The following is a 13561-nucleotide window of genomic DNA, read 5'->3' on the forward strand; positions in this document are numbered from 1 at the left end:
CATGGGAGAGGCGATCGTGATCACTTCGGGTAAGGGCGGCGTGGGTAAAACGACCACCTCGGCAAACATCGGGACAGCGCTGGCGCTGCTTGGCAAAAAGGTTTGTCTGGTCGATACCGATATCGGCCTGCGTAATCTGGATGTTGTGATGGGACTCGAGAACCGCATTATTTACGATCTGTGCGATGTTGCAGACGGCCGTTGCCGTCTGAATCAGGCTTTAGTCAAGGACAAGCGTTTCGAAGAATTATACATGTTGCCTGCAGCGCAGACGAGAGACAAAAACTCTGTATCGCCAGAACAGGTGAAGGATATCATCCTGGAACTTAAAAAAGATTTTGAATATGTCATTATTGATTGCCCGGCCGGTATTGAGCAGGGATTCAAAAATGCGGTAGCAGGAGCAGATCAGGCCATCGTGGTCACTACACCGGAAAATGCAGCAGTGCGTGATGCAGATCGGGTCATCGGTTTGCTTGAGAGTTCACACATCCAGTCACCGAAGCTGGTGGTTAACCGGATTCGCAACAATATGGTGAAGTCAGGTGACATGCTGGATATCGATGGTATTTTACAAGTACTTAACATCGACCTGATTGGCATTGTGCCGGATGATGAACTTGTCATCAAGGCTGCCAATTCAGGCGAACCTACAGTGATGAACCCGGATTCACTTGCAGCTATTGCATATCGCAATATCGCAAGACGAATTTTGGGAGATACCGTGCCATTAATGCAGCTGGATCAGAAAAAGGGTGCGTTTTCCCGTTTCAAGAAATTTTTTGGAATGGGTTAAATCATATAATTCGGCAAGCTTCAAAACAAACATAGTGATTATATTACGCTTACAGCCGGGCATCGTGCCCGGCTTTTTTCTTTTTCCTTTGTTCCAGCTGTAGCTTAATTTACAGTTCAGTAGGCAGGCTTGTTCATATTCTCCGTGGCTGTTTCATAGGATGTAGTAAACAAGCCTCAGCGGGAGGACATGGCATGAATACAAAACGGAGAATCAAACAGAGAAGAGAAGAGCGCATTCGGCGGCTAATGGATGGGGCGGTTCATGATGCATTACAAGAACAAAGGTCGGCTTTTCGATGGGACAGAGAAAATGAAAGAGATCAGGACAGAAATAGAGAGCATGATAAAGCGATCCGGCAGAAGCCGTTTGTTTTGGTAGAGGAACCTCCGGAAAGAGACCCGGAATGGCTGTGGAAAAAGGAGAACGGACATTTTGGCCCTGCAGGGCGTTCCGGTTTTAAATTGTTTCGATCATTGCTGCGGCGCACGGTAGTTAGTGCCGTTATATTTGCAGGTGTGTGGGGCCTGTTCCAACTGAATGCATCGTGGACAGTAGCACCCAAGACCGTCATTGCTGATGTGCTTCATAACGATATGGATTTCGCTGCGGCTACGGCATGGTATGAACGGAATTTTGGTGGAACACCTTCTTTCTTGCCAGTGCTGGGACACACCACCGACGTAGTGAACGGCTCGGGAATCCGGCCTCTCCTGGGTAAACCAATCTCGGGAACGGTCGTGCAGCCGTTTGCGCTGAGCATGAAGGGGATTGAGATTGTTCCTGAGGCAGCAACAACTGCAGGACTGGTGCAAGTAGTCAGCTCGGGCGCGGGACGTGTACTCGAAGTTCTCGGTGATGCTTCCACCGGCTATACCGTTGTTATTCAGCACGCCGGGAAGGTAACAGCCATATATGGCCGGATGAATGAAAGTGACGTGCAGGTGAATGATTGGGTCGAAGCGGGGAATGCCGTGGGAAGTTTAAAGGCCGGGAGTACGGAACAGCCAGCTACGCTTTATTTTGCGATAAAAGAAGGAGAAGAGTACGTGGACCCTGCGGAAGTGGTTGCCCTTGATTAGGGTGTGGGGTGTGCGAATCTCGCTTCACCCGTTTTTTGTCATTATCATGATGACCTCTCTGTTAACTGGACATTTTATTGAACTGATTACGTTGTTTGCTATCGTATTTATTCATGAATGTGGACATGCTGCTGCGGCAGCCCTTCTGGGCTGTCGTGTACTGTCCATACAGATGCTTCCTTTCGGAGGGGTGGCTGTTATCGAAGATGGGGGTAAGCTCACAGCTTATCGCGAGATGGTCATTGCCTTGGCAGGCCCGCTACAGAACGTGTTAATGGTTGGTGTTGTATTGTTGTTGCGTCAATTTCAGTTGGGTGATCCGGTGTTTCTGGACTATATCATTCAGGCGAACCTGCTTATTGCTCTATTTAATCTGCTGCCTGTATTACCGCTGGATGGAGGGAAGATTGTTCAAGCTATGGTCAGCCTGTGGGCTCCATACTATACCACACTCATGTGGACTTATCGCATCAGTATCCTGTGCAGCGCAGGGGTTATTTTGGCTGCGATTAGCCAGTGGTTTTCAGGTAATTACGGCCTTCCGTTAAACCTTTTGTTAATCGGCCTTTTTTTGTTTTACTCCAATTTTACCGACTATCGTAACGTGCCTTATCGATTTATCCGTTTTCTGATGAACCGGGAAGCTGTTTTCGTCCGGCATGCAGCTGCAGGCAGCTTGGCTCAGCCAATAATATCGTTTCCGGCGAAACCTTTGGATACTATTTTGCGTCTATTTAAAAGGGAAAGATATCACATGGTATACGTGATGAACAAACAGGGACGTATTATGGCAGTTTTGCCTGAGCAGCGCGTGATTGGGTCTTATTTCCAACAAAATACAGATAAATTGTGATGACTGCTGATGAACCTGCTCTCAAATGGGGTAATACATTTATAATACGTATTTCCATAATATGAAATGGATGTGGATGAATTGAAGGGTCTTCTAGAGGTGAAGCCATGAAACAAATGATAATACATAATGAACCTAACCTCATGCAAATGGCGCTTCTGGAAGAAGGCAAAGCTGTGGAATTCACGGCAGAGCGTACTCGCGAGCGCGGGTTGCTGGGTTCCTTTTTCAAGGGGCGTGTCGTGAATGTGCTACCGGGTATGCAGGCTGCCTTTGTGGATATTGGTCAGAAAAAGAATGCATTTCTGTATGTGGATGATGTGCTTCATCCCCATCTCGAAAAGCAGCCCAAAGTAAAACCTTCCATCTCGGAGCTGCTGCGTCCGGGTCAGGAATTAATTGTACAAGTGCTGAAGGAACCAGTAGGAAGCAAAGGAGCCCGGGTGACCACGCATTACTCACTTCCGGGCCGCTGGCTTGTCTACATGCCTGTAGCGGGTTATGTGGCTGTTTCCAAGAAAATTGCCCGGGAGGGGGATCGTTCCCGTCTCAAAGTGATGGGAGAGCAGCTTTGCCGGGACGAAGAAGGGTTAATTATTCGTACCGTATCTGCTGAAGAACAGTATGAGGCAATTCAGACCGACCTGGAGACATTACGCGCTCAGTGGCTTCTAATTCGAGAAAAAGCAGACAGTTTGCCTTCTCCAAGCCTGTTGCACCAGGATCAGAGTATGATTCAAAGAGTTATTAGAGATGTGTATACTCCGGGGAGTGACGAGGTGATTACGGATAGTGAAGGTCAGGCTCGGGTAATCCAGGCGTTACTTGAAGAGATCTGTCCAGGGCACGAGCCTCAAGTTCAAGTATACTCGGGAATGGAATCTATCTTTGATGCATACGGCGTGCAGGAACAGCTGAACAAGGATTTTGCCCGTAAAGTCTGGCTGCCTGGAGGCGGTTATATCGTCATTGAGCATACTGAAGCGCTGACGGTGGTTGATGTTAATACGGGGAAATATACAGGGGCTGGCGGAGACAGTCTGGAAGAAACGGTAACCGAAACCAACATGCAGGCTGCAGTCGAGATTGCAAGGTTAATGAGACTGAGAGATATTGGCGGTATGATTATCGTGGATTTTATTGATATGGAAGAGGCGTCAAACCGGTATGAGGTGGCCGCGGCGCTGGAGCAGGAATTGCGGAAGGATCGAACGAAGGCTTTTGTTCTGGGGTGGACCAAGCTGGGATTGCTTGAACTGACTCGTAAAAAGGTGAGGGAAGAGAGCACTCTGCCTTACGTGGAGCCTTGCTCTTCCTGTCACGGGACGGGCAAAAGATATATTTTACCTTTGCATTGATTTTTATTATGCTGCGTGATATAATAGTCAAGTATGTGTTTAGCCTATTGGTCTTGCACATGCTGTAACCGCACTGGCCAGGTACAAGCACAGTTCCGCAAGGCACTGTCACCTGAGAACGGGCGAGTCTGAGACATGAGGAGGTGCAAGGCAAATGTACGCAATTATTGAAACAGGCGGCAAACAGTACAAAGTCCAAGAGGGCGATGTTCTGTTCATCGAAAAATTGAATGCGAACGACGGCGAAAGCGTAACGTTCGACCGTGTCCTGGCTGTATCTAACGATCAAGGTTTGACAGCAGGTACACCATTGGTTTCCGGAGCTACTGTAACGGCTAAAGTGGAGAAACATGGCAAAGGTCAAAAGGTTGTTGTATACAAATACAAACCGAAAAAGAACTACCATGTGAAGCAAGGTCACCGTCAACCGTACACTAAAGTAACTATCGAAAAAATCAAAGCGTAAGAAGGTGCGATAAGTGATTATCGTTCAAATCTTTCGTGATAAGGACGGGAACATCGAGCGCTTTTCCATCGAAGGGCATGCCAATTTTGCCAAGCGTGGAGAAGATATCGTATGTGCCGGGGTATCTGCTGTTACAGTAGGTACGGTGAACTCGATTGAGGCATTGACTGGTGTCGAGATGGATGCCAAGATGAAGAATGGTTTTTTAAGCGGTTCTTTACCGATGCTGACAAAAGGGGAAACCTTTTCTCAGGTACAGTTGTTGCTCGAATCCATGGTAGTTATGCTCTCTAATATTGAAGAGTCATACGGGAAGTATATTCAAATAGAGCAACACCAATAAGCGAAGAAGGAGGAAAACCAATCATGTTGAAATTAAATCTTCAGTTGTTCGCATCGAAAAAAGGTGTAGGTTCCACGAAGAACGGACGTGACAGTAATGCACAACGTCTGGGTGTTAAACGTGCAGATGGCCAAACTGTAACTGGTGGTAGCATTCTCGTTCGCCAACGCGGAACGAAAATTCACCCAGGAACAAACGTGGGAATCGGTAAAGATGACACTTTGTTCGCGAAAATCGACGGCGTTGTTAAATTCGAACGTTGGGGTCGCGATCGCAAAAAAGTAAGCATCTACCCTGTAAATGTTGCTCCAGTAGCAGCTGCAGTAGAAGCGTAATATCGGCATTCCGCCCAAGGAGCCTTCGGCATTTTTGCCGGAGGTTTTTTTTGCATTCAAAGACTATTCGATAATGAACTGGTAGATAAGACATGTTATACTTGGTTACGGTGGGTTTAAACCAACCGAGTACTGTAGAACGGGGAGAAGCCATGAAATCCTGGAAAAGAGTGCCGTGGATTGCGGCATGTTCACTTGTGATTCCTTTGGTTTTCGTTATGCTGTATCCGGCGGCCTTCGCGAGCGTCGTATGCGCATTGTGGTCCGTTGCAGCGATGTCCATTTCTGTATATGCGATGAAGAGGCAGGCGGAGGCGGAACGCAAAACCATCATACAATCCATGGAAAGAACAGCAATAGCTTCATTAAATCATCATCGGCATGACTGGATGAACGATCTTCAGGTGTTATATGGATATCTTCGGCTGGGCAAACTTGATAAATCCCTGCAATGTGTGGAAAGAATAAAAGAGCGGGTTACGGAAGAAAGTCGGATATCCAAATTAGGCATTCCTTCTCTCGTATTTTATTTGCAGTCTTTTCGAGCCAGTGGAGTTGCGCTGGATTTGCATGTGCAGGTGGAGGAAGAGTTGCAGCTCAGTGCTCTGGTCTCTCCCGAGGATGGCGAGTCGCTTACGGGGGCGATTGCGGATGCAATTCGGGCCTATCAATATGGCGGTGGCCGGTCGTCTTGGGGAGAGGTGCGCAAACTGACCTTGAACTTCGGGCAGGATCATGGAGATGTCGTCGTCAGGCTGGACGGGGATCAAACTCTTGATCCGGAAGCGCTGCGGCAATTAACGGCAGTACTCAAAGGTAAAAAAGTCAGAACGGAGCAGCTTCCGTCTGAGGATACGTTTGTACAATTCAGAATGCCTTGTGGAATATAGGAAGAAGGGGTAACCAATGTTTGTTGATAAAGCGAAGATTTATGTAAAAGCTGGAGATGGGGGAGACGGCATCGTCTCTTTCCGTCGTGAGAAATATGTACCGGAGGGTGGTCCTGCTGGCGGCGATGGCGGCCGAGGTGCCGATATTATTTTCCGGGTAGATGAAGGTCTGCGAACCTTGATGGACTTTCGTTATCAGCGTCACTTTAAAGCCCCGCGCGGGGAGAAGGGGCGTAACAAAAGTCAGCATGGTGCAAATGCGGAGAATATGATTGTTCGCATCCCGCCAGGTACGACTATTGTGGATGAAGACAGCGGGGAAGTGTTAGCTGACCTAACACGTCATGGACAGCAGGTTGTTGTTGCCAAAGGAGGCCGCGGAGGCCGCGGGAACATTCGTTTTGCTACGCCAAGAAACCCGGCTCCTGAACTTGCCGAGAATGGTGAAGAAGGCGAAGAGCGTTATATCGTACTTGAGCTTAAAGTAATGGCAGATGTGGGTCTGGTCGGTTTCCCGAGTGTGGGTAAATCTACCTTGTTGTCTGTTGTATCTGCTGCTAAACCGAAAATTGGGGCGTATCACTTTACAACCATTACACCTAACTTGGGTGTTGTTGATGTGGGTGAAGGCCGCAGTTTTGTTATGGCGGATTTGCCAGGCCTGATTGAAGGGGCACATGAGGGTATTGGATTAGGACATGAGTTCCTGCGACACGTTGAGCGGACACGGGTTATCATTCATGTTGTGGACATGTCTGGATCGGAAGGACGCGATCCTTTCGAAGACTGGCAGAAAATCAATGATGAGTTGAGACTGTACAATCCGGTGCTTGCAGAGAGACCGCAGGTTGTAGCTGCGAACAAAATGGATATGCCGGATTCCGAAGCTAATCTGGAGCAGTTTTTGCAGCAGGTTCGCGAAGTGAAGTCGGATATTGAAGTGATGCCAATATCTTCGCTGACCCGTCAAGGTATTCAGGAGCTGTTATACCGAGCGGCTGATCTGCTGGATCAAATTCCGGATGAGCCTGAGGTGCAAGAAGTGTCCGATCTTTCCGAGCGCAAAGTATACAGCTTGGAGAAAAAAGAGGACGAAGGTTTCCGTATTGTGCGTGAGAACGATACATTCATTGTGGAAAGCGCCAAGATTGATCGCATGATGAAACGGATGCAGTTGAACTCACACGAGGCTATTCTGAAGCTGGCACGTACACTTCGTTACATGGGCGTGGATGAAGAGCTACGCAAACGTGGGGCTGTGGAAGGTACCATTGTGCGCATCGGAGATTTTGAGTTTGAATTCGTGGAAAGCAGCAGTTATTACTAAGCCGCCAAAATAAATAATGTGAGACGCAGCGAAACGGGAAGTCACCCGTGACACTGCGTTTTTTTTGTTTTTTTCTGACATGAGAGGGGCATAAGCCTGTATACTGTGAGAAACAGTTTTTGAAAAATAGACGTGTTACGTATTGCCCTTTTGTGATTCGTCCTATATAATGTCCACTATATGAATACATGAGTCTTTGAGGAGAGGACGTTCTGTGAACGAACGCTATTACTTAGTGCGGGAAGATATTTTACCAGAAGCTGTGGTGAAAACAATGCAAGTGAAAGAGCTGCTTGCTTCCGGTGATGTCAAGACAGTGCATGAGGCCGTTGAGCAGGTCGGATTAAGTCGAAGTGCCTTTTACAAGTACAAAGATGGAATTCATCTGATCAATCAGTTGGAGCGTGAACGAATCGTAACGATCTCAATTGACCTGGAGCATCAGTCAGGTATTCTGTCTCGTGTACTTGGTCATTTTGCAGGTTATGGGGCTAATGTACTTACGATTAATCAGAGCATTCCACTTCAGGGAAGAGCCAATGTTGTCATTTCTGTGGAAACGACACATCTGCATGGAGAAATTGGAGAAATGCTGGATCGAATGCAAGATATGCCTGGGGTGAAACGTACACGGATTGTAGGCCAAGGTTGATTGGGCTTTGAGATACAGGATTAGACAATAGGGGGTAGGTCGTTAGTGAAACCGGTAAAAGTCGGATTGTTGGGCCTGGGCACGGTTGGAACGGGCGTTGTCCGAATTGTGGAAGGGAATCAGGAGGATCTGAGCAGTCAGGTGGGTTCACCGATTATCATTGAGAAAATCGCTGTGAAGAACATAGAGAAAGATCGTGTTATCCCCATCGACCGAGCGAAGCTGACAGAGAACCCTTGGGATGTCATTCGTCACCCGGATATTGATGTTATTGTCGAAGTGATGGGTGGTATTGATCAGACGAAAGAATATATTCTTGAAGCACTGGAACGCGGGAAACATATCGTAACAGCGAACAAAGATCTTATGGCATTGCACGGTACAGAGATTTTGGCTAAAGCACAGGAAAAACAATGTGATGTATTCTATGAGGCTAGTGTGGCTGGTGGTATCCCCATCATTCGCACGCTGATTGAAGGTTTCTCTTCTGACCGGATCACCCGAATTATGGGGATTGTGAACGGTACAACGAACTATATTTTGACAAAAATGAGTCAGGAAGGTGCATCCTATGAAGAGGTGCTGGCGGAAGCGCAGGCTTTAGGATATGCGGAGACAGACCCGACCTCGGATGTGGAAGGACTCGATGCTGCTCGTAAAATGGCAATCTTGAGCACCCTCGGTTTCCGGACCAATGTGGAATTGAAAGATGTTACCGTTAAAGGAATCTCTTCTGTTACGCGTGAGGATATCATGTACGCCAAAAGATTGGGGTATGAGTTGAAGTTACTTGGCATTGCAGATCGTATCGACGATGAGATTACGATCAGTGTGCAACCAACAATGGTAAGACAGAACCATCCGATTGCATCGGTGAATGGTGTGTTCAACGCAGTGTATGTTCACGGTGAGGCTGTAGGCGAGACGATGTTTTACGGTGCAGGTGCAGGAGAAATGCCGACAGCCACTTCGGTAGTCGCTGATATTGTGGCTGTGATCAAAAATCTCAAGCTGGGTGTAAACGGATTAAAGGCAATCGTGCCATATAAACAGAAGAGACTACAGCGTGATGAGCAGATTTTTTCGAAAAATTTTATATTATTACACGTTGATGACAAAGCAGGGGTGCTGGCACAGATTACTCAGATTTTTGCGGAGTATGAAGTCAGTCTCGCTTCCGTTGTTCAACAGCCGAATGAGCACAATCCAGACGCTGAGATCATTATCGTTACGCATAGTGCAAGTAAGGCAAGCATGGACAAGGTACTCAGACATTTTGAATCACTCAGCGTGATTCGCCGGATCAAGAGTGTTTACCGCGTTGAAGGTTAGTTGTTCATTTTATGAATCTAGATCATTAAACCTAAAGGAGTTTACCCATAATGAGATATCAAGGATTATTGCAAACGTACAAAGAGCACCTTCCAGTGAATGAAAATACACCTCAACTTACTCTTCAGGAAGGCAATACACCACTGATTCATGCAGAGAATTTGTCGAAGGAACTCGGTTTGAATTTATACTTTAAATATGAAGGTTTGAATCCTACAGGTTCTTTCAAAGACCGCGGAATGGTTATGGCTGTTGCCAAAGCGCTAGAGGAAGGCAGTCGTACAATTATGTGTGCATCCACAGGTAATACATCCGCAGCAGCAGCAGCATACGCCGCACGTGGTGGGCTTAATTGTATCGTGCTGATTCCGAATAACAATATTGCACTGGGTAAACTCGCTCAAGCGATGATTTACGGTGCCAAAGTTATTGCCATCAATGGTAACTTTGACCGCGCGCTTGAGATCGTACGTGAGATCACCGCTAAACATCCGATTACACTTGTGAACTCTGTCAACCCATATCGGATTGAGGGACAGAAGACTGCTGCTTTTGAAGTGGTTGAGCAATTGGGTGAAGCACCTGACGTTCTTGCTATTCCAGTTGGTAATGCGGGTAATATTTCAGCATACTGGAAAGGCTTTAAAGAGTATAAAGAGGCGGGGAAATCGAGCACATTGCCACGTATGGTTGGATTCGAGGCAGAAGGAGCTATGGCAATCGTTAAAGGAGAGCCAATTCTTGAGCCGGAAACCGTAGCTACAGCCATTCGAATCGGTAACCCTGCCAGCTGGAAAACAGCAGTAGCTGCAGCAGAAGAGTCTGGCGGACAGATTAACTATGTGACCGATGAAGAAATTTTGACTGCGTATCGCACGATTGCGGCACGTGAAGGGGTGTTTGCTGAACCTGCTTCTGCTGCATCTGTGGCTGGTGTGTACAAATTGCATAGTGAGGGCTACTTCAAAGGCGGAGAAACGGTTGTGTGCGTGTTGACAGGTAACGGCCTGAAAGACCCGAATGTGGCTATTAAAACGGCAGCTGTGGAGCCGCTGGTGGTTGAAGATACAGAAGAAGCGGTTTTGGCAGCTATTGCGCAACTGGAGCAGCAGTCTGTATGAGCTCGCGTGAAAAAGTAACCGTAAAAATCCCGGCAAGCACAGCCAATCTGGGTCCAGGGTTTGATACCCTGGGCATGGCTTTGTCTTTGTATGCCTGGCTGGAGATCAAACCTGCATCTCAGACAACATTTCATCTGTACGGAGATCATCTAACAGGTTTGCCTACGGATAAGTCAAATCTGATCTATGAAGTCGCACAGATGGTATTTGATGAGGCTGGAGTGACTGTGCCTGAGCTTGAAATTTCGATGTATTCCGATATCCCTCTCACTCGCGGACTTGGAAGCAGCGCTTCGGCAATTGTCGGTGCACTTGCCGGTGCGAATGCATTGATTGGTAGTCCTTTATCCAAGGATAAACTGCTGGATATGGCCACAGCACTGGAGAAACATCCGGACAATGTCGGTGCATCTTTATATGGGGGAATCATTACCGCAGCTTGGGATGGTCAAGGTGTAGACTATATTCGTATCGAGCCTCACCAGGATTTGCAGGCTTTGGTTATTGTGCCAGACTTCCAGCTCTCTACTTCCAAAGCAAGGAATGTTATTCCACAGCAGTTTGGTATGCATGATGTTGTGCACAACGTGAGCCGTTCTTCATTACTTGTTGCTGCTTTAGCCAGCGGCCGGCTGGATATGATTCAAAAGGCGATGACGGATCGGATTCACCAGCCGTATCGTGCATCCCTGGTACCCGGAATGACGGAGATTCTGGAACGGGCTACCGAACATGGCGCACTGGGCGCTGCATTGAGCGGGGCTGGGCCAACAGTTCTTACACTGGTGGATCGACACGATACACGGAAAGCAGAGTTGGAGCAGTACTTAATGGGTGTTATGAAGCAGGAGGGGATCACGGCCTCTGCGTTATGGCTGGACCCGGATCTGGACGGCGCCCTTATATTGCCGAATCAAGATGAACGTCCTTTTTTGGAAAGGATCAAAGGGGAAGTTAACGCATGAAACGAATTGCAGTATTACCAGAAGGCTCAGTCTCACACGAAGCAATAGATTTCCTTTTTGATGGGGAAGCCCTCGATTTGAAGCACTCCAAACTCATTTCGGACATTTTTCGTGCGGTTGATAACGGGAGTGTACAGTACAGTGTGATTCCAATTGAAAATACAATTGAGGGTTCCGTTAGCCTGCATATGGACTGGCTTGTTAATGAAGTGGATATCCCGATGCAAGCGGAGTGGGTGTACCCCTCCATTCAGAATGTCATTGGACATGGGAATGAATTTATCACGGGCGATGGCACATATGATTTTGGCAAAATTACCAAGATAATGTCCCATCCGGTGGCAATCCCGCAATGTCAGAATTTTATTCGACAGCATTCACCTGATGCAGACCTTGAAGGTGTGAACAGTACAGCTGAAGCGGTGGAGATTGTGAAGAAAAATCCGGGTAAAGGCTGGGTGGCAATCGGCACTAAGCTTGCGGCTCAAAAGTATGGTCTCGATATCATGGCTGAACGTGTGACGGATCATGACAATAACTACACCCGTTTTGTACTGATTGGTCACGAACCCGTCAGCATTCCGCGTGAACCGGATCATATGAAGACAAGTTTGCTTGTGACATTACCTGAGGATGCACCGGGTGCACTCCACCAAGTGTTATCAGCTTTTGCCTGGAGAAAGCTGAACTTGACCCGTCTTGAATCTCGTCCAACGAAGAAACGTTTGGGTAGCTACTATTTTTACATTGATGTGATTGAAACAGTTGATTCCGTATTGCTCACGGCAGCTATGGCCGAAATCGAGGCGCTGAATTGTCAGGTACGAGTTCTGGGCAGTTATCCATGTTATACATATCCTTCACGGAAATAACGGGATAGTGGTTGGATAATGCAAAGAGGTCTTCCGGCGTCTGTGTGATATAAGAGAGTTTTTTTGTTATTTTTGATGTACAATGGACAGGTTTATTACGTTTCGGAAATACAGCATATGCATATCTAATGGAGGTGCAGTTAGTCGTGGCAGAACAATGGATCTATTTGGATGGTCAGTATGTAACCAAGGAGAATGCAAAAGTTTCGGTGTATGACCATGGTTTTTTGTACGGAGATGGAATCTTCGAAGGTATTCGGATCTACAATGGCAATATTTTCAGATGTAAGGCTCACCTGGATCGTTTGTATGATTCGGCAAAATCCATCAGTTTGAACATTCCTCTGTCTTATGACGAGATGCTTGAAGTGATGGCTGAAACGGTGCGCCGCAATGATATGCGTAACGGTTATATTCGTCTTATTGTGTCACGCGGACCAGGGAACCTGGGTCTTGACCCTATGCGCTGTCCTAAGGCTTCCGTCATTATTATCGTGGAGCAGCTTGCGATCTATCCGGAAGAAGCGTATCTCACAGGATTGAAAGCTGTGTCCGTATCGCAGCGTCGTAACATCCCGGATGCGCTGAATCCGAAAATTAAATCTCTTAACTATCTGAATAACATCCTTGTCAAATTACAATCGAACTATTCGGGTGCTGGTGAGGCTATTATGCTGAATTCTCAAGGTTATGTTACCGAGGGTTCAAGTGATAACATTTTCATTATCAAAAACGGTGTGGTCTATACCCCTCCTTGTTACCTTGGGGCACTTGAGGGTATTACACGTCAAGCGATTATTGATCTGTGTGTGGATCTAGGCATTGAGTTGAAAGAAGTGCCTTTCACGCTTCATGATGTATATATTGCAGATGAGGTATTCTTCACAGGAACAGCTGCGGAAGTTATTGCGGCGTGCGAAGTAGATGGCAGAACGATTGGTTCTGGTGTAGCGGGTCCGGTAACGTTGAAGTTACTTGAAGCGTTCCGTCAGATTGTTGACAAAGATGGTTACAAGGTGTGGGAATAAATCGTTTACGTTTAACCAAATAAATTACAGGGATTCTCCTTGTCCGATAAAATGCAGCATGCCTTGTGTATGCAGGATTTTAGAAGACGGGAGGATTTTTTTTGTTCAAATGATGTCATTAGCCCGGTTGCTGCATAGGAT

General features: G+C 47.0%; 15 protein-coding genes and 1 other annotated feature. All 15 genes read left to right on the forward strand.

Translation table 11 applies throughout. The annotated features are described in order from the left end of the window. Position 1 precedes the first annotated feature (1 nt). The 15 genes from minD (at position 2) to ilvE (ending at position 13420) form a co-directional block, all read left to right on the forward strand. The gene (minD, locus tag ACR8BL_RS23150; protein WP_434749726.1) at positions 2–796 is read left to right on the forward strand and encodes a septum site-determining protein MinD; all 795 of its coding nucleotides are present in this window, start codon (positions 2–4) and stop codon (positions 794–796) included. Positions 797–990: 194 nt separating this feature from the next. Then, a complete protein-coding gene (locus ACR8BL_RS23155) occupies positions 991–1878 on the forward strand; it encodes a peptidoglycan DD-metalloendopeptidase family protein (protein ID WP_434749727.1) in 888 nt (295 codons plus the stop codon). Then, positions 1871–2731: a M50 family metallopeptidase gene (locus ACR8BL_RS23160; protein WP_434749728.1), complete on the forward strand. Its 861-nt coding sequence runs from the start codon at positions 1871–1873 to the stop codon at positions 2729–2731. Before ACR8BL_RS23155 ends, ACR8BL_RS23160 begins: the two co-directional genes overlap by 8 nt. A gap of 107 nt (positions 2732–2838) precedes the next feature. Continuing rightward, positions 2839–4089 carry an Rne/Rng family ribonuclease gene (locus tag ACR8BL_RS23165; RefSeq protein ID WP_434749729.1) on the forward strand — a complete coding sequence of 417 codons (1251 nt, stop codon included), beginning with the start codon at positions 2839–2841 and terminating at the stop codon, positions 4087–4089. 56 nt (positions 4090–4145) lie between these two features. After that, positions 4146–4229: a sequence feature (ribosomal protein L21 leader region), on the forward strand. A 14-nt stretch (positions 4230–4243) separates the two neighbouring features. Then, the gene (gene rplU, locus ACR8BL_RS23170) at positions 4244–4555 is read left to right on the forward strand and encodes a 50S ribosomal protein L21 (protein ID WP_090919085.1); all 312 of its coding nucleotides are present in this window, start codon (positions 4244–4246) and stop codon (positions 4553–4555) included. 13 nt (positions 4556–4568) lie between these two features. Further along, the gene (locus ACR8BL_RS23175; RefSeq protein ID WP_434749730.1) at positions 4569–4898 is read left to right on the forward strand and encodes a ribosomal-processing cysteine protease Prp; all 330 of its coding nucleotides are present in this window, start codon (positions 4569–4571) and stop codon (positions 4896–4898) included. Between the two features lie 23 nt (positions 4899–4921). Beyond that, positions 4922–5233 carry a 50S ribosomal protein L27 gene (gene rpmA / locus ACR8BL_RS23180; protein WP_017692622.1) on the forward strand — a complete coding sequence of 104 codons (312 nt, stop codon included), beginning with the start codon at positions 4922–4924 and terminating at the stop codon, positions 5231–5233. A 152-nt stretch (positions 5234–5385) separates the two neighbouring features. Further along, positions 5386–6123, forward strand: a complete 738-nt coding sequence (locus ACR8BL_RS23185; protein ID WP_434758274.1) for a Spo0B domain-containing protein — start codon at positions 5386–5388, stop codon at positions 6121–6123. Positions 6124–6139: 16 nt separating this feature from the next. Continuing rightward, a complete protein-coding gene (gene obgE / locus ACR8BL_RS23190) occupies positions 6140–7450 on the forward strand; it encodes a GTPase ObgE (protein ID WP_434749732.1) in 1311 nt (436 codons plus the stop codon). Positions 7451–7664: 214 nt separating this feature from the next. Continuing rightward, a complete protein-coding gene (locus ACR8BL_RS23195; RefSeq protein ID WP_110898886.1) occupies positions 7665–8102 on the forward strand; it encodes an ACT domain-containing protein in 438 nt (145 codons plus the stop codon). A gap of 45 nt (positions 8103–8147) precedes the next feature. Beyond that, entirely contained in the window at positions 8148–9434 is a 1287-nt protein-coding gene (locus tag ACR8BL_RS23200) for a homoserine dehydrogenase (RefSeq protein ID WP_434749733.1), read from the forward strand. Between the two features lie 50 nt (positions 9435–9484). Beyond that, positions 9485–10555, forward strand: a complete 1071-nt coding sequence (gene thrC, locus ACR8BL_RS23205) for a threonine synthase (RefSeq protein WP_434749734.1) — start codon at positions 9485–9487, stop codon at positions 10553–10555. Next, entirely contained in the window at positions 10552–11520 is a 969-nt protein-coding gene (gene thrB, locus ACR8BL_RS23210; protein ID WP_434749735.1) for a homoserine kinase, read from the forward strand. The genes thrC and thrB overlap by 4 nt, the downstream gene beginning before the upstream one ends. Then, positions 11517–12392, forward strand: a complete 876-nt coding sequence (gene pheA / locus ACR8BL_RS23215; RefSeq protein WP_434749736.1) for a prephenate dehydratase — start codon at positions 11517–11519, stop codon at positions 12390–12392. Before thrB ends, pheA begins: the two co-directional genes overlap by 4 nt. 146 nt (positions 12393–12538) lie before the next feature. Continuing rightward, positions 12539–13420 carry a branched-chain-amino-acid transaminase gene (ilvE, locus tag ACR8BL_RS23220; RefSeq protein WP_434749737.1) on the forward strand — a complete coding sequence of 294 codons (882 nt, stop codon included), beginning with the start codon at positions 12539–12541 and terminating at the stop codon, positions 13418–13420. Positions 13421–13561 lie beyond the last annotated feature (141 nt).

The sequence above is a fragment of the Paenibacillus amylolyticus genome, from assembly GCF_051136285.1.
GTDB classification, from domain to species: Bacteria; Bacillota; Bacilli; order Paenibacillales; family Paenibacillaceae; genus Paenibacillus; species Paenibacillus amylolyticus_F.

Bases quoted from the DNA above. Each gene is read 5' to 3' on its own strand.
- minD (WP_434749726.1), top strand. From the start codon at position 2: ATGGGAGAGGCGATCGTGATCACTTCGGGTAAGGGCGGCGTGGGTAAA.
- ACR8BL_RS23155 (WP_434749727.1), top strand. From the start codon at position 991: ATGAATACAAAACGGAGAATCAAACAGAGAAGAGAAGAGCGCATTCGG.
- ACR8BL_RS23165 (WP_434749729.1), top strand. From the start codon at position 2,839: ATGAAACAAATGATAATACATAATGAACCTAACCTCATGCAAATGGCG.
- rplU (WP_090919085.1), top strand. From the start codon at position 4,244: ATGTACGCAATTATTGAAACAGGCGGCAAACAGTACAAAGTCCAAGAG.
- rpmA (WP_017692622.1), top strand. From the start codon at position 4,922: ATGTTGAAATTAAATCTTCAGTTGTTCGCATCGAAAAAAGGTGTAGGT.
- ACR8BL_RS23185 (WP_434758274.1), top strand. From the start codon at position 5,386: ATGAAATCCTGGAAAAGAGTGCCGTGGATTGCGGCATGTTCACTTGTG.
- obgE (WP_434749732.1), top strand. From the start codon at position 6,140: ATGTTTGTTGATAAAGCGAAGATTTATGTAAAAGCTGGAGATGGGGGA.
- thrC (WP_434749734.1), top strand. From the start codon at position 9,485: ATGAGATATCAAGGATTATTGCAAACGTACAAAGAGCACCTTCCAGTG.
- thrB (WP_434749735.1), top strand. From the start codon at position 10,552: ATGAGCTCGCGTGAAAAAGTAACCGTAAAAATCCCGGCAAGCACAGCC.
- pheA (WP_434749736.1), top strand. From the start codon at position 11,517: ATGAAACGAATTGCAGTATTACCAGAAGGCTCAGTCTCACACGAAGCA.